The sequence below is a fragment of the Mesorhizobium sp. L48C026A00 genome (assembly GCF_000502375.1).
Taxonomy (GTDB): Bacteria; Pseudomonadota; Alphaproteobacteria; order Rhizobiales; family Rhizobiaceae; genus Mesorhizobium; species Mesorhizobium muleiense.
Window position 1 is genome coordinate 1 of record NZ_AYWU01000054.1, and the last position, 14,113, is coordinate 14,113.

Here is a 14,113-nt window from a genome sequence, read left to right on the forward strand (position 1 = left end):
AGCAGGATCACCGACTGGTCGAAATGGCGGCCCTTGAACATCACGTGCTCCTCCACAGCTGAGGAGTGTTTCTTGCCATGCTCCGCTTACCAAAAGGTTTGCGACAGAGCCGTTCGAACCGCATGCCGACACCATCGTCAAGGGCGGCCGCGATGTCCATTATGGCCACAAGATCCTATGAGGAGGGTGGATAGCGACCTGCGCTGTGGCAAAGGTGAGGTTGCTAAACCCTAGACACCCTACCTTGGAGGCCGAGCATGCCCGTTGCAGCACACCGACCCGATGCGTTGACCGCCATCCGCACTGATCTTGGCGCAATTTTCGTCTCGTTGGAACTCAGCCGCTCGAAATGGCTGATCACCTCGCTGTCGCCGGGCGCTGGCGAGAAGATGTCGAAACACGCAGTGGCGGCCGGCGACGTGGCCGGCATGCTGGCGCGGTTTGCCGAGCTCAACCAGAAGGCCGAGGCGCGGACCGGGAAATGCTTTCCGATCATCGTCGTCCAAGAGGCTGGGCTCGACGGCTTTTGGATCCACAGGGTGCTGCAGGCCGAAGGAATCGAAAGCCACGTCGTCGATCCGGCCTCGATTGCCACCTCACGCCGGCGGCGTCGGGCAAAGACCGACAAGATCGACGGCGAGGCGCTGGTGCGCGCGCTGCTCGCCTATAAGAGGGGCGAGCCGCGCGTCTGCGCCATGCTGCGGGTGCCCACCCCCGAGGAAGAGGACCGCCGCCGCCTCTCGCGTGAGCGCAAGGCCTTGACGAACGAGCGGACCCGCCATGTCAACCGCATCAAAGGCCTGCTGTTTGCACAGGGTGTCTCCGGCTACGAGCCGTTGCGGCGCGATCGGCGCAGGTGCCTTGAGGCGCTGAAGACCGGCGACGGGCGTCCGCTGCCGGACCATCTGAAGCAGCAGATTGATCGCGAACTCGAACGGCTGGAGCTGCTGATGGAACAGATCAAGGCGGTCGAGGCCGAGCGCGACGCCATGCTTGCGACCGAGCAGAGTGCCTCGCCAGCCCCGGCCATGCTGCTCGACCTGAAGGGCATCGGGCAGGAGTTTGCCGCCGTGCTGTGGACGGAGGGCCTGTCGCGGCACTACGACAACCGACGACAGCTGGCCGCCTACGCCGGCCTGGCGGCGACCCCCTGGCAAAGCGGCTCCGTCTCACACGACCAGGGCGTTTCGAAATCCGGCAATCCAAGGCTGCGAACTACGCTGATCCAGCTCGCGTGGCTATGGCTGCGCCATCAATCGCAATCGGCGCTCTCCTTGTGGTTCAAGGAGCGGGTGAAGCAGAACGGCGGGCGCCTCAAGAAGGCGACGATTGTGGCGCTCGCCCGCAAGCTACTCGTGGCGCTGTGGAAATACGTCAACGCCGGCGTCGTCATCGAGGGGGCGGTCATGAAGAGCGCCTGATGCCGATTGCCGCTCACCCATGGAATGTGAACTAAGCACTTCTTCCAGGGCCTGATCAGTCCTGGCGGATCCAGGTGGACGAACCGAAGGTTGGGATGGCCTGAAATGCCCCGCCACAAGAATGGTCCCGTCCTCCTGAGCCCGTACCCGCCGCAAGCGGGATGTTGGTGCCGCTGTTTCGAGCAGCGACCGTATATAAGTTGGATTGGGCTCGGATAAACGGCCGCGTCATGCCATCGGGCTCAGACCATGGATTCCGCAACACATCGAGAAGGTGAAGAAATGTTGCCCTGACACACCCGTTCCGTCTTTACCTTCCTCATATAAGCTCAACCTGACGACGGGCAGGCAGTCTGTTCTTTCAATTTAGACCAACTATGCGGATGCCGCCTCAGTCAATTCGAGAATGTAACCAATGCCGCGCACGGTCGTGATCCGTGGCGTTGCACCTGACCTACTCAGGTGTCCACGTAAGCGATAGATTCCGACTTCAAGCGCGTTGGCAGATACCTCGTCGTTGAACGAATAGAGGTGATCTTCCAACTGCGCACGAGGCACGATGCGGCCTGCACGGACAAGCAGATGCTCTAAAATACATAGTTCGCGGCGTGCGATCTTCAGAGGATGACCCGAGACGGAAACCTGTCGGCCGATCGGATCGAAATTGAGATTGCCAAATACAACGATGGGGTCGGTCACCTGTGTCGACCGGCGCAGAATGGCTCTCATTCTGGCGATGAGCTCATCGAAAGAGACTGGCTTGAGCAGAAAGTCGTCCGCGCCACCGTTGAAAATTGCAATTCGCTTCTCGAGATCGTTGATGCTACTCATAATGAGGGTCGGAACTGAATGCCCGTCGCTCCTTAGCTGTCTCAGCCAGCCCAAGCCATCGCCATCTGGCAGAGCCAACTCCAGCAGGAGAATTTCATAGGTTGCGCAACAAAATGCCCTCGACGCCTGTTCCAGGTTGCCAACTACATCAACGGCAAAACCGCTATCGCCGAGCGCAGCTCGCACGGCGCGCGTAAGATCCACATGATGATCAATGAGCAGCGTTCGCATTTCACGTCCTATCAAGGTAGGACAGGTCACCGTCCGCTGTAAGACCGGGGCGACAGCAGAAGTCGCGCAACTCGTCGTAGTGTTCGTAACCCTCTTTCCGATGGGTGATCGCGGGAGCATGCAAGCCGCACGCCTGCAATAGTCGGGGATGGAAAACGTGAAGACCTGTTGACGGGCTGAAACCGTCGGTCGGCCAGCCCACAATGCCACCGACTCTACCTGCGATTTCTCTGCGCATCGATCCTCCTATATGGGTTGCGTCGCAAACTCCAGCTGAGGTCGCAAGGGCAGGTTGCGGCTTTGTTCATTGAGAGGACCCCCTGGAGGCTATACCAGGAGGATTCCCTATATGGCACTTCCCGATTTACCAACCGGTCATTCCGAACCACGTTCGGCGGCTTTGAAGACGCTCATTGAGCGCGGCTAGGTAAATCAAGGGTACGACCAGCCGGGTGTCGATGCCGCTTTTGAAGCAGGCATCGGCACCAGCTCGCTGAGCGTCGCCCGCGCAATTCAGCGGACGCGCTCGATACACCCAGTCGAATCGTGCCGCAGCTTGCCGCGCCGACAGGGCGCCCGAAGACTTCAGACTTGTGACCGAAGGTCTACGCCCAGTCCTCCTCCCATTATCCACCTCCGTCAAATCAAAGTGGACGTTGAATCTGAACAAATTACGCCATCATATCACAAACGACTTACCGATCCCCGACGTGCTCTAGCCTTAGTGCTTGTTAAGAAGGTCGGCTACTGTCTCTCCGCGTCGCCGGGCATCGGCGGCGAGCCACACCTCCCCCACCTCATACACGTCGCCGTGGGTACGGAACGGCACAATGACGTCAATGGCAGCCGACAGCAGGTCAAGAAGCGTGTGGTCTTCCACAGCAGCTCCTTGCGGGCTGCTCTTGACGAGTGAAAAGAGCTTTTTAAAGCCTTGGACCGGATCCGCCCCATGAATCGTTGATATTGATCCCGCATGGCCGGAGACGACTTCGCTAAGGTAGGCCCAAGCAGCATCATCGCGCATCTCGCCAAGCAATATTCGATCAGGGCGCATGCGCAAGCTGGCTTGCAACAGTTGCTCGGCTGTCACCGCACCTACGCCTGCTCGGTCCTTCGGATAGAGTAACCGGACATGGTTCTCGTGCGGGATTGCGAGTTCGAGCGTGTCCTCGATACTTATCAGCCTCTCTTGCGGGGGTATAGCGTTGATCAAAGTCTTGCTCATTGTCGTTTTGCCGCTTCCAGTAGGTCCGCAAAGCAGCATCGTGAGCCGCCCGCAAACGCACGCTCGCAAAAATTGCTCCAAGTCACCATGGTCGTAGTGCTGAAGAATCGTTTCGTCCTGCCGCTCTTGGCGCTCCTTTCGTGACCGCCATTGATTCCAACGCGAGTATTCGTAGCGAGAAGAAACTTCCTTCAGTTCGGTCACACGACTTGAGGGACGCCGTATCGTCAGGCTTATTGTTCCTGAGGGAACAGCGGGCGGCAAACAGATCTGCAGCCGCTCTCCGTTCGGCAGCTCAGTCGCACAGAGGGGGCTTTGCGGTCCGACATCTTGCTTGCGCAGCGCTCCAGCGAGGATCGCGATGTCCTCCAGATCGTCATAAGATAGCGGTAGCGGATGTTTCGTGAAAACGCCGGCCTGTCGGACAAAGGCTTCCCCAGGCCGGTTGATAGCGACCTCTTCGGTCCTTGGCTCCTCAAGCCATTTCAGAACAGGGTTGAGAAGCAAACGCAATTGAGGGTCAGCCTCCGGTCGCATTGTTGTCTCTCCGGCGTTGGCGATGTTGGGGGGGGGCTGGCGCCACGGCGGTCGCTCTAAGATCGTATACATCTGAGAAATCGAGGTCCCGAGCCACAAAGATGGATACAGCATCTCCCTGGTTTTTCTTCAGAGTTGGCGGAACGTTGATCGTTGCTCTAAGGGTCGTCTCAACGGCTTGTCCGGCGTTGCTCTGGAAGCTGTTGATGCCGCTTCCTCCACCTGAGCTGCCAGCGTATTGACCGGCGGCCTGAAACGCGCCTTGAATGACGCTCATGAGCATTGCTCCGCCAAAGCGCTGCCAGAAGTGATTATCCACCGTGCCAGGCATTCCGGAGCGGCCGAGCTCGTCAGCGCCCGGCGATGCTAGCGAAACGAGGGCATGGTCAGGCGTTTCGATGCGCGTCCACAGCACGAAGACACGCGCATCCCCCTGTTGGAGACCGCGCTGGATCTCGCCAATCACGGTTGTACCGCGATCCAAGAGCACGACATTGTTGGTGGCGCCGCGGACGTCTTTGGGTAAGACGCACTTCACATAACCCGGTAAATTTGTGTCGACTGCCGTTTGCAAAATGCAGGGGATGATCGTTCCTTGAGTAATCACGAGATCAGGGTGCGGCAAAAGTGTGGCCCGGCTTGGCTCCTGTATATCTGGCTTCAATCGCGCCGACAGATCGCCAGCGTCTGAAATCTCATCCGAGGTCGCGGGAGCATCCCTATGGTTGTCTTCGCTCCGCTGACCGTCGTTGGGCATTTTACTGCTGCCACTGTAGGCGAAAATTGGTGTTTCCTCCGGCGGCGGATCAGCTGAAGTCGGCGTGGATGGCGCAGGATCTCCTGCCTGCGCCGCCTGTACGGCTGCTGGAGCTTCGGGAGCAATCTCAATCGGCACGGGGCGGAATGGTTCGGCGTCGGCGACAATTGGAGGTTTTGGCTGAGTTGGTTCGTCTTGTGTGCTGGGACGACCTCCGAGCCAGATGAGTGATAGAGATGAGATGAGAACAAGAGCAGCGACGGCCAACTTCTGCAATCCCGAAACATGCCGGCGGGCCGGCTCCGAGACCATCGATCCGGAGGCATGGACATCATGTCCCGACTGTGGGCCGGTTTCATTCATCGGCCGAGCCTTTCAAAACGCGCCACACGTCGGGTGTCACTGTACCGGTCCCTGGCGCTCGTCCCACAGGGTCATAAGCCCTGTTGAAAATGGACAAGACCGTATTGCCATCTCTCAGACGCCATTCCCGGGCGACTGCGGATACTTCAACATAGTCCCCTTTGACCGTGTAATTGGCAGCGGCTTCCTTGCCGTCGGGATTGATAATGTAGAGAGAGGGTATGCGGGAATTGCTTGCGAAGCCAAATACGGTGGTAAAGCCATTATCGAAAACTTGCAGCGGCGACAGCGATCGATCGCCCTTTGCGACGTAGTGAAAATTGCTTTCGTCCGGACTGGTAGTTGCGGCGGGCCGATTCAACAAATCCTGAACTCTCTCGTCGTGCAGCACTTTCGCCCGGGCCTGACCAAGAATCGAGCGCCTTTCTGCGTCCTTTCTCCGAGCAGCAGCCTCATCAGCAGGATAGGTGAACTGCACACTGTAGTATAGGTCAGGTTGCTGCTCATCGAGTTTTGGCATCGCTCTTGTTGAAATACTGAAGACGTATCTCCGTGTACCGGACTCACTCTCGGCCAGCACGATGACCGGCTGCGGCGGGAGCATCCGGCTAGCCTTAAAAAAGAGATAGTTGGCGCGCGGGAGCGCAGCCAGGTCTTTGCTATTGGAAACGGCCACGGCTGCGACTGTCTCGTTGGCCGCGAATGTGACAACCAGCGTTGCCCCCACTGCGGTAGACAGGCGCACCACTTCGTCGGGACGGTAAGCCAGGTAGCGCATGCGCGCATCATGCTTGCCGGCAAGTGGTGTGTCTTCCGCGGACGCTTCCATCGTTAAGAAGAGTGAACAGACCAGCGCGAGAAACGCTCTTTTTGTCATGGCTGCACATAGCCCAGGTTCGATACGCTATCTTCCGAGCCTTGATAAGAAGTGACGAGTAGACCTCCCGGATTGGTGAGCCTCGATTGCCCAGGCAGACCCGTCAAGCGCTCGTAGCGGATGGTAGCTGTCCAGGTGGTCACTATCGGCATCTGCCCATCGACAACAAGCGTACGTTTGTAACGGATCTGTTGAACGTCCGGACTGATGTCGTTTGAAGAAATATGCCCGACCTCGAGCTTGCCGCGCTTGCCGACCGTGACTTGCGGCGAGGTGGGATTCGGATAGTTGAAGAAATCTTGATATTGCTGTCGCACAGCCGGCGCGCTGAAACTGGATACGAGGTCATAGGCGTATTGGGCTGTATCTGCTGTGTACCCCTCGCGCAGGCGTACATATTCCCACAGCGAAGCATTTATGACGGCTCGGTCTTGGGTTGCCGGCAGTCGAGACACTGACACTTCGCTGTCGACGGTCCCATCCGGCCGGACCCAGAGGAACACAGGTACGAGCTTGGCCAACGGGACCATGGCAGCGATGGTAAATGCCTGGGCAACATTTCCTAGGACCGCCGCTGCGGCAAAGGCGATCAGGGCCTTTGACAGGCGCCGCGCAGACTTCGCTCGTGACGTTTGAAACGCTTCCACCTTCTTATAGTGGGCGGCTAGCGTTTCTCTCTCCACCAGAAGGGCATGTTCAGGAAATTTCACTTTGGCTCTTCCGCGCATTCGACCTGAAGATCCTCAGGGGTGGTTTCCCATTGTCCCACGTTCAGTTGGAATGGGGCACCCGCGCACGTCGCAAGCCCATGGCTCGTCTTGCAGGCGGCCAAAGCGAGGATTGACAGAAGTAGGCAATATTTCATGTTTTTGGCACCGAGCTTGTCGATTGATTAACCACCCGCCGTTTTGGCGAAGTGGCGATTGAGGCTGTTAAGAGGTCGGTTCGCACCTCCCCAAGAGCCGCCGGCGATGCTGCTGGCGATCGTCGGAAGCGCGACGATCAGAGCGTCACCAGCTAGGAAAAGCATGTCGAGCTCGTAAAGCCCGATGATCTTGGCTGCTGTCGTGCCCGAGAATTTGATCATCAAAAGCATGGCTGCCAGCGAGACTGCTTCGGCAGCGATTACTATCGTTGCAACGATGTTGAGGAGGAGAAGCAGCAGCCCGTACGAGAGCAGTTGGCCGATCCATCTGGTGGCTATGTCTCGAGTGTGATCAAAAAGGTAGCCTACAAGGACCAGGGGGCCGATCGTCAAGAGCACCTTCGTCAGAATTCCAACGGCATCGTAGATCTCGAACGCTGTCCACAGCGCGCCGTAGAAAATCCATTGCGCTCCCTCGAAAGCAAGTATGTCCTGGCCGTTCATAGGCCCAATTTCGGAAGCAATCAGCTGAAAGACATACTGGCTTGAAGCAAACATGAGATCGAGCTTCTGGGGGATTCCGATGAAGGGCAAGTCGCTGCCACTGATGTCGTGAGCCAACCTCGGAATCGTGTCGTCGAAGAGCGCTTCAATGTACTGCTGATAGTTGGCCTGCCCTAAGATAAGGGCGACGACAATCGACACCATGATTACGCGCGAGATACCCCCGCGCGCATCGACTTGACCACGCATGACCAGACAGCCTTGGATTATTATCCAGAGCGTGACACACGCAACCAGAGGCGCACTGACCGCCGCTTGGACGTTTTCAAGCACTTTGTGCAGCCCGGACGTGAAGGCCCCATGAAAGATCGTGTGTATAGTCGTGAATGGCGCGGGAATTTTGAAATTCATGGCGTGAGCCTGATGTGTCCCTGATCAGCGCAGCTGAGCCTGATGAACTCTGTGTGGTTTACGGGAGGATGCTAAACATATTAGCGGTGTCCTGATGTTCGCGACGCTGCGTGGCGGCCTCCTCCACGGCGTGAAGGTTTCCTTGTGCAGTGGCCATTGTCAGCAGACTCGTGGCCTGGACATTTTGGATCATCGCATCGTGAATCTGCTTGAGGACCAGACCGTTGGTCACGGTGGCCTGCATAATATTTCCCGAGCGGGAAAGCTGACCAAGCGTGCCGGCGTTATCCTTAAGGCGCTTGTCCATCATGCCCAAAGTGTCGGCTGCAATAGCTGCGGCATTGGCGGCCCCAGCGATTTGTCCCTGTAACAGTTTCGCTTCTGAATCGGTGCCGTTGACTATCCGATTTGGGTCCTTCGCAATGTTACGGGCCATAATCGAAGCTGGCGCCCGAGCATCAAACATCTGCTCCTCCAGCTTATTGCTCGACGGGTAGTGATTTCCTTGGTTCAGTGAGCTTAGCAGTCCCGTGACAGCGAATGACGACGTTAGAATTGTCACCATTTCGATCGTGGTAGCGAGCGTCTCGATTGACCTCTCAAGGATCGCCGCATTGGAAAGCGCTGTTAAGGTCGCTTGTGTTTCTGTTACAGGGTCGCTGACGATAAATTGCGAACGGGCCTGTCCGTGAAGCAGAAGGGAAGCAGCAAGGGTCGTTACTGCAAGTTTGGCAAATTTCATGAATATTCCTCCGTCAGTCTTGAACTTCATGGTACCGGGCCATGAACTTGTCTAGCCACCCACTTGGGGCGTCTCCGTGCTGGTTACGAAGCTGGTCGGCAAAGCGCACTGTGTTGGCCCGCCCCGAGAGTACGGCTACGTACTCGCGCATCTGCCCAAGATCGAATTCGCAAACAATACTCCCGCTATCGCGCTTGAGCAAAAACTTGCGGCTGCCGATTGCCATTCCCTGGCGGATTGCCTCGAACTCCTGCGCAGTGCACTTCAAGCCATCGACATACGCAGAGCGGTCCGCCGTCGGTGATGGGTAGAAAATTTTCGTCATACATTGCGCAACGAGACTAGCTCCGAGAGGCGATTCCAGAACGTGTTCAGGCTGCTGCGTTGCGAGTATCAACATGCCGTTGTTTTTGCGGACCGTGAGCAAGAACTTGTCGATAACGGCCGAGAATTGGGGGTTGAGTAGATAGAATCGAAATTCGTCGCAGCTCATGACGAACCGACGACCATCGACGATAGCGCCCACTCGATGCAGAAGGTATGCGGCGGCCGGTGCACAGACCTCCTCATATTCCAGGAGCTGCGTCATGTCGAAGCCCGTAATGGAGGCATCCAGCCTTACTTCGTCCACGTCGCCGTCAAAGGCCCATCCAAGCGCCCCCCCTCTACACCACCGCTGCAGCCGTGCTCCTGCGCCCTCGGAGGGGCTGTGCAATAGGAATTCGCGCAGGCCCGCAAGTGAGCGCATAGGGGGTTCGAACGAAAGCTGACGAACAATGCCGCGTTCCAGCCGACGGCTTTCCTCCGGCGAGATCGGACCACGGCCGTCACTCTCGATCAGGGCCATCAACCACTCGCGCAGAAAGTCCCGCGAGGCGGAGGTGTTGTCCAGTCCACGCAGAGGGGCCAAGCCGCTCGGAGCGCCTCTGCGCAACGCAAGATATGTCCCTCCCGTGGCTCGCACCAGCAGTTCACCACCCCGATCCTTGTCGAAGAAGACGATCGCACCATTGCGATCGACCAGGCTTTGCTCAAGCATCGCGAGGACAAAGGTCATCAGCGTCGTCTTGCCTTTGCCAACGGGCCCGAATATTGCCGTCATGCCGACGTCATTCTCATGGGGGATGTAGTCGAAAGAAGTTCCACCGTTTGTGCGAAAGCGCGCAACAGCATTGCCCCAGTGGCCGGAACTGGAACCGCTTGGGAAGTTCTCAAATGAGACGAGCCCGGCAAAATTGTGTGAGGTGATCGCCCCCGGGCGCGTGCGCCACCTGTTGTTCCCCGGAAGTTGGGACCAATATGCGGCCTCCATGCCGATGCCCTCTTGGACGATAACGGCGCCCGCGTCGGCCAGCCGTGCGCGGGCACTTGCTGCGCGATCTGCAAGGCTATTGAGGCTGTCGGCATAGACGCACAGGCTCAGATGATGCGAACCCATCACGAATTCGTTGCTTGCCAGTGCGTCCTCTGCCTCGGCAAGTTCATTGATCTGGGTGAGGGCCTTGTCGCCGGCACTCGTCATCTGGCTGGACTTAAGGCTTAGTTTGGCATGAGCTTGTGGGCGAGTGAGGAAGGAAAAGCTCTGGCTCAGGACAAGCGGGAAGTTGGCGGACAGCAAGGAATTTAGCATGCCCGGCCGCGTCGTCGCCGGATATTCACGGAACGAAAACAATGATCCGACGGAGCTATCCCCGGGCCTTCGAATCTCAAGCGCCCGCTTCCCGCAGATGACCTGGTCAGTGTAGATCGAGGCGCCAAGTGAGCCGGTAACCATCGGAACCGGAAGAAACCGGCAAGTCATCATGAGCCGAAGCGCCTCACCGATTTCCGTGAAGAGCACGTTGCCTTTCTCACGAATGCCCAACCGGCGCAGACCGTAACCGCCGAGTGCGCCAGCAATGATGTGCCAGAGGTCTTCCAGGCTCCGCATTTGGGTGGCTAGATCGTGCTCATTCCGTCTGCGGGACTTGGCAATCCGCAAGCCGATCTTGCCGATTGCGGTGCGGGGGGACACGATCAAAGTGAGGAAGTGATCGTTGCGAAAGAGCTTTCCCGACAGCACACGACGCTCGTAGGCCTCGCTCAGACTGCCAGCGAATGCACTTTGAAACTGGCGCGGCGCCGGCGCCGGCACATCGTTGTGTCTCACAAGATGAGCGTATATCGAGACATTGTCATCGGCGATGTTGCGCAAGAGAGTGTTGAACGCGCGGCAGCGCGAGTTGCGCATCTCAGCGTCTTCCAAATCAAAGGGCAGACCGTTCACATGTGCCATGGCCATGATCGATCCGTCTTCCAGAAGGACAACCTGATCGCTAACGTGACCAACATACGGAAGGTAGATCTCGCCAGACCTCTCGGTCCGGCCGCTGGCGCCGAACATTACACCATTCCTCTTCCGCGTTTCGGCACTCTGATCGGATTGGCGCTGACGCTTGCGCCTCCCCAGACCGGCCCGTCCACGCTTCTGCCGGCCGTCTGCAAATAGAGCAGCACGACGCTTGCCGCGTTATAGTCACGCTCAACAACCAGCCGTGCTCCGAACCAGAGTGGCGCGAGAACGATTTCGTAAAGCGGGTTCTGAAGGATAATGATAACAAGCCCGGCCAACATCATGAGCAATCCGGCCAGCGTCAGCGGCACCCCCAGAAACAGTGCGGGGCGCGTCGCCGCCACATAGAGGGTGCTCACTTCCAACCGGTCGCTCATCAGCCACCGCCTATGAGCGCCTTGCCCAGGAAGCTGGCCCCGAACATGATGACGATCCCTCCAACGACACCCGCAACCAGGCCAAGTGAAGCACGACCGAACATCCAAGAGATACCGATGGCTACGAGCCCGAGCACGGCCAGTGATTGTCCGAAGGGGCCAAGTATGAACGTGCAGATATTCTGGACCATCTTGGCAGGATCCGTCCCTCCGGTCACCTGAGCCGCGGCTGGCCCGCTGTAGAAGACCGTCCACGCCGCGCCTGCAGCAGCGGCCGGTACATATTCAGCCGCCATGCGCAGCATGGAAAAAGGCGAAGGAACACGCGTTTTAAGCGCACGAAGTATCTTGAGTGGCGTCATCATTGCATCTCCATGTTTCAATCGAATACGAGTTTGTTCGGGTTCGAGGGTTCCCGTGCTTTCGCAGCCTGGCTGCCTGTCGGACCGGAGGGATCGGCCCCGGAGCGGTCTGGCTGATACGAGCCCCAGATGTCCCAAGAATCTTGGTTGGGCTGCTTCTTTCTATTGGCCTGTTGGCTCTGCTGGAGCAGAGGCGGCACGGCTTTCCGACCGGGTGCCTCAAGGTGCGGCACATCTCGAGGAGTCGGCTCCGGCGTTCGCTCAAGGAGACTTGAGATGTCCTTTGCGGCCGACTCGACCTTGCGTACATAACCGTTGGCGAAGCCACGCGTGACGTCGCCCGTGTTATAGGCCGAGATGGCACGGCGAAGCGCCAGTTGCTGCGCAAGTGCAGTCGTTCCGCCGGCATACCGGCTTTCAAGCAAGTGGGCGGCAGCCGAAAGCGAGGCGCAGGGCTCGAAGGCCCTTTCCGGCGTGAGATTGAGCATGGGAAAGTTCTTGCTGTTTATCTGCATCAATCCAACGTCGACAGAATGTTGTGCTTCGAGGCGGTCCTTGATGCCCCGCGTGGCTTCCAGGTGGTCTATCCAGCGAAGCTGCTCACCTGTGGTGTTGTCATGAGCCACCAGCGTTTCAAAGCCACTTTCAATCTTGGCAATCGCGGCGAGGGTGGACGGCGCAACCCAGGGAGCGCATTTGCGCGACAGGCTGCGGAACTCACGCGGAGAAAGTGGCGCGGGCTCGGCTGGGAGTGACATGGATGTCAACAGGACGATGGCCAGCGGCCAAGCTGCAATAAACATTCCCTATCACCTACCTTTCCAAGCCGCCGACGGGTTCTGGCCCTGTCCGGCACGCGCTTATCGGGGAGGTTTGTTACTGTGTGATGTTCAATTTCAGCTTTTCGGTTTCAACTGAAGCAAAGACCGTGTTCGTGTCAGCGTGGGTGAGCATCGTGGGTGGCGCGGGCCCGATTCAGCTAGCCAATAGTCCGGAGCATCTTGGTGCGATCATTCCTGTGCAGGATTGCTCGTCCCGGCCATCCGTTGCTCCTGGACCGTGGGCCGCGACTTCGGCGTCATGGATGGTACTTCTGTCAGCGCCAAGCCAAGGACAAATGGGGAGCTTGGCGGGTTTGTTCAGGCTCGGGATCACCGTGGGGAATCGACGAAGGCGATAAAGCAGCCCAACTTTGCCGGTATGCTGCCGGTGCTTTAAGAGCAGCCATGCGCGGCCCTGCCCACTCAGATCATTGCTTGAGACGCGAGCTCGTCCGCGAAGCTGGCTCGAAGGCGCAAATCCGCGGGGGCGAGGGTCAACTGGGAAGACGTGGCGGCGCAGCCCATCCTGGTGCGAGCCTGGTTCAGCTGTTCGGCCGCCGCCGCCAACGGGTGGATCATGCACAGTCCCATCGGCAGATACCGCACGTCATTGACGGAGTCCGACGGCGCAATGGACAAGCATAGTGACAAGCTCAAGATGGAGGAGTTGCAGTAACTGAGAAATGTTAGCCCGGACGTTCACCGCAACCGGCGACCTGCCGGTCGCCCGAACAGCATTTGAGGCCGCCGGCCACCTTGGACGAAGCCGGCTTGGCAGGAGACATACTATTTGGCACAAGGCCGCTGCAGCGAATCACGGTCTTCTTCCGCCGACCGCCTCTCCGATCAAGCCAAACGCCGCGCTGCTCAACCATGTCCGAGCTGGATCCACGAGCCGGAGGATATCGAGATGATCCAGGTCCGCAAACTCCAGGATGACGAGGATGCAAGGGCATAGCAGGAAACTTGGCATCCATGAGGTCGAACTCGAGTGGTATTGGCAGGCCTGCACCAACGGGGGAGCTCGAAGCGAAAAAGCGAAGGACCACACGGCAGGGTCATGTCGGCGCTTGGACCTGTCTGGTGGCCACGGGCTGCCTTGGTGCGGTCAATTCGCTAGGGATGAAAAGACCAGGACGAGCACGGCCTCACATTGGCCGCACGCAACGGCGAGTGGTATCAAGGGGCAGCTGTTCTGGGTCGGTGCCCCNGCGGCGCCTCATCGCCGAGTATCTCACGATGCATGCCCTGAAGGTAACCGCAGTCCACGATAGCAAGCAGTTTGACTATGTTCTTTCACATGAGCCAGTCGATCTCGTGGTTGTTGACCTTAACCTAGGCCGGGAGGATGGACTTGCGATCGTCCGCAATCTGGCGACAAGATCGGATGTTCCTATCATAGTGATCAGCGGCGACCGGCTTGATGAGGCGGAAAAAGTGGTTGCACTGGAGCTCGG

Annotated in this window: 14 protein-coding genes; 2 read left to right on the forward strand and 12 right to left on the reverse strand. The window is 58.3% G+C overall.

The window, feature by feature from the left end:
• Positions 1–257 precede the first annotated feature (257 nt).
• Entirely contained in the window at positions 258–1,421 is a 1,164-nt protein-coding gene (locus X738_RS79040) for an IS110 family transposase (RefSeq protein ID WP_023803925.1), read from the forward strand.
• A 375-nt stretch (positions 1,422–1,796) separates the two neighbouring features.
• Here the strand turns inward: X738_RS79040 and X738_RS79045 are convergent, their stop codons facing one another.
• The 12 genes from X738_RS79045 to X738_RS79090 all read right to left on the reverse strand — a co-directional run bounded on the left by X738_RS79045 (position 1,797) and on the right by X738_RS79090 (position 12,638).
• A complete protein-coding gene (locus X738_RS79045) occupies positions 1,797–2,483 on the reverse strand; it encodes a response regulator (protein WP_023803926.1) in 687 nt (228 codons plus the stop codon).
• Between the two features lie 721 nt (positions 2,484–3,204).
• A complete protein-coding gene (virB11, locus tag X738_RS79050) occupies positions 3,205–4,245 on the reverse strand; it encodes a P-type DNA transfer ATPase VirB11 (protein ID WP_023737143.1) in 1,041 nt (346 codons plus the stop codon).
• Positions 4,229–5,365 (reverse strand): type IV secretion system protein VirB10, encoded by a 1,137-nt coding sequence (gene virB10 / locus X738_RS0144745; RefSeq protein WP_031257068.1) that lies wholly within the window; start codon positions 5,363–5,365, stop codon positions 4,229–4,231. The genes virB11 and virB10 overlap by 17 nt, the downstream gene beginning before the upstream one ends.
• Positions 5,358–6,242: a TrbG/VirB9 family P-type conjugative transfer protein gene (locus X738_RS79055; RefSeq protein ID WP_023766577.1), complete on the reverse strand. Its 885-nt coding sequence runs from the start codon at positions 6,240–6,242 to the stop codon at positions 5,358–5,360. Before X738_RS79055 ends, virB10 begins: the two co-directional genes overlap by 8 nt.
• Complete coding sequence (locus X738_RS79060) at positions 6,239–6,952, reverse strand: type IV secretion system protein VirB8 (RefSeq protein WP_023785251.1); 714 nt, start codon at positions 6,950–6,952, stop codon at positions 6,239–6,241. The genes X738_RS79055 and X738_RS79060 overlap by 4 nt, the downstream gene beginning before the upstream one ends.
• Entirely contained in the window at positions 6,949–7,107 is a 159-nt protein-coding gene (locus X738_RS84040) for a type IV secretion system lipoprotein VirB7 (RefSeq protein WP_081731114.1), read from the reverse strand. The genes X738_RS79060 and X738_RS84040 overlap by 4 nt, the downstream gene beginning before the upstream one ends.
• 27 nt (positions 7,108–7,134) lie before the next feature.
• Positions 7,135–8,022 (reverse strand): type IV secretion system protein, encoded by an 888-nt coding sequence (locus tag X738_RS79065; RefSeq protein ID WP_023762840.1) that lies wholly within the window; start codon positions 8,020–8,022, stop codon positions 7,135–7,137.
• 58 nt (positions 8,023–8,080) lie between these two features.
• Entirely contained in the window at positions 8,081–8,764 is a 684-nt protein-coding gene (locus tag X738_RS79070) for a type VI secretion protein (RefSeq protein WP_023803928.1), read from the reverse strand.
• 13 nt (positions 8,765–8,777) lie between these two features.
• Entirely contained in the window at positions 8,778–11,147 is a 2,370-nt protein-coding gene (locus X738_RS79075) for a VirB4 family type IV secretion/conjugal transfer ATPase (protein ID WP_023803929.1), read from the reverse strand.
• Positions 11,147–11,473 (reverse strand): type IV secretion system protein VirB3, encoded by a 327-nt coding sequence (locus X738_RS79080; RefSeq protein WP_023679584.1) that lies wholly within the window; start codon positions 11,471–11,473, stop codon positions 11,147–11,149. The genes X738_RS79075 and X738_RS79080 overlap by 1 nt, the downstream gene beginning before the upstream one ends.
• On the reverse strand, positions 11,473–11,778 hold the full coding sequence (gene virB2, locus X738_RS79085) for a pilin major subunit VirB2 (protein WP_023673707.1): 306 nt from the start codon (positions 11,776–11,778) through the stop codon (positions 11,473–11,475). Before virB2 ends, X738_RS79080 begins: the two co-directional genes overlap by 1 nt.
• Positions 11,779–11,852: 74 nt before the next feature.
• On the reverse strand, positions 11,853–12,638 hold the full coding sequence (locus tag X738_RS79090; protein ID WP_023803930.1) for a type IV secretion system lytic transglycosylase VirB1: 786 nt from the start codon (positions 12,636–12,638) through the stop codon (positions 11,853–11,855).
• 1,257 nt (positions 12,639–13,895) lie between these two features.
• Between X738_RS79090 and X738_RS79095 the strand changes: the two genes are divergently transcribed.
• A partial coding sequence (locus X738_RS79095) for a response regulator (RefSeq protein WP_036270572.1) occupies positions 13,896–14,113 on the forward strand: 218 nt, incomplete at its 3' end.

What these genes read in the sequence shown, in the direction of transcription:
- X738_RS79040 (WP_023803925.1), top strand. Translation starts at nt 258, where the DNA reads ATGCCCGTTGCAGCACACCGACCCGATGCGTTGACCGCCATCCGCACT.
- X738_RS79045 (WP_023803926.1), bottom strand. Translation starts at nt 2,483, where the DNA reads ATGCGAACGCTGCTCATTGATCATCATGTGGATCTTACGCGCGCCGTG.
- virB11 (WP_023737143.1), bottom strand. Translation starts at nt 4,245, where the DNA reads ATGCGACCGGAGGCTGACCCTCAATTGCGTTTGCTTCTCAACCCTGTT.
- virB10 (WP_031257068.1), bottom strand. Translation starts at nt 5,365, where the DNA reads ATGAATGAAACCGGCCCACAGTCGGGACATGATGTCCATGCCTCCGGA.
- X738_RS79055 (WP_023766577.1), bottom strand. Translation starts at nt 6,242, where the DNA reads ATGACAAAAAGAGCGTTTCTCGCGCTGGTCTGTTCACTCTTCTTAACG.
- X738_RS84040 (WP_081731114.1), bottom strand. Translation starts at nt 7,107, where the DNA reads ATGAAATATTGCCTACTTCTGTCAATCCTCGCTTTGGCCGCCTGCAAG.
- X738_RS79065 (WP_023762840.1), bottom strand. Translation starts at nt 8,022, where the DNA reads ATGAATTTCAAAATTCCCGCGCCATTCACGACTATACACACGATCTTT.
- X738_RS79070 (WP_023803928.1), bottom strand. Translation starts at nt 8,764, where the DNA reads ATGAAATTTGCCAAACTTGCAGTAACGACCCTTGCTGCTTCCCTTCTG.
- X738_RS79075 (WP_023803929.1), bottom strand. Translation starts at nt 11,147, where the DNA reads ATGTTCGGCGCCAGCGGCCGGACCGAGAGGTCTGGCGAGATCTACCTT.
- X738_RS79080 (WP_023679584.1), bottom strand. Translation starts at nt 11,473, where the DNA reads ATGAGCGACCGGTTGGAAGTGAGCACCCTCTATGTGGCGGCGACGCGC.
- virB2 (WP_023673707.1), bottom strand. Translation starts at nt 11,778, where the DNA reads ATGCTGCGCATGGCGGCTGAATATGTACCGGCCGCTGCTGCAGGCGCG.
- X738_RS79090 (WP_023803930.1), bottom strand. Translation starts at nt 12,638, where the DNA reads ATGTTTATTGCAGCTTGGCCGCTGGCCATCGTCCTGTTGACATCCATG.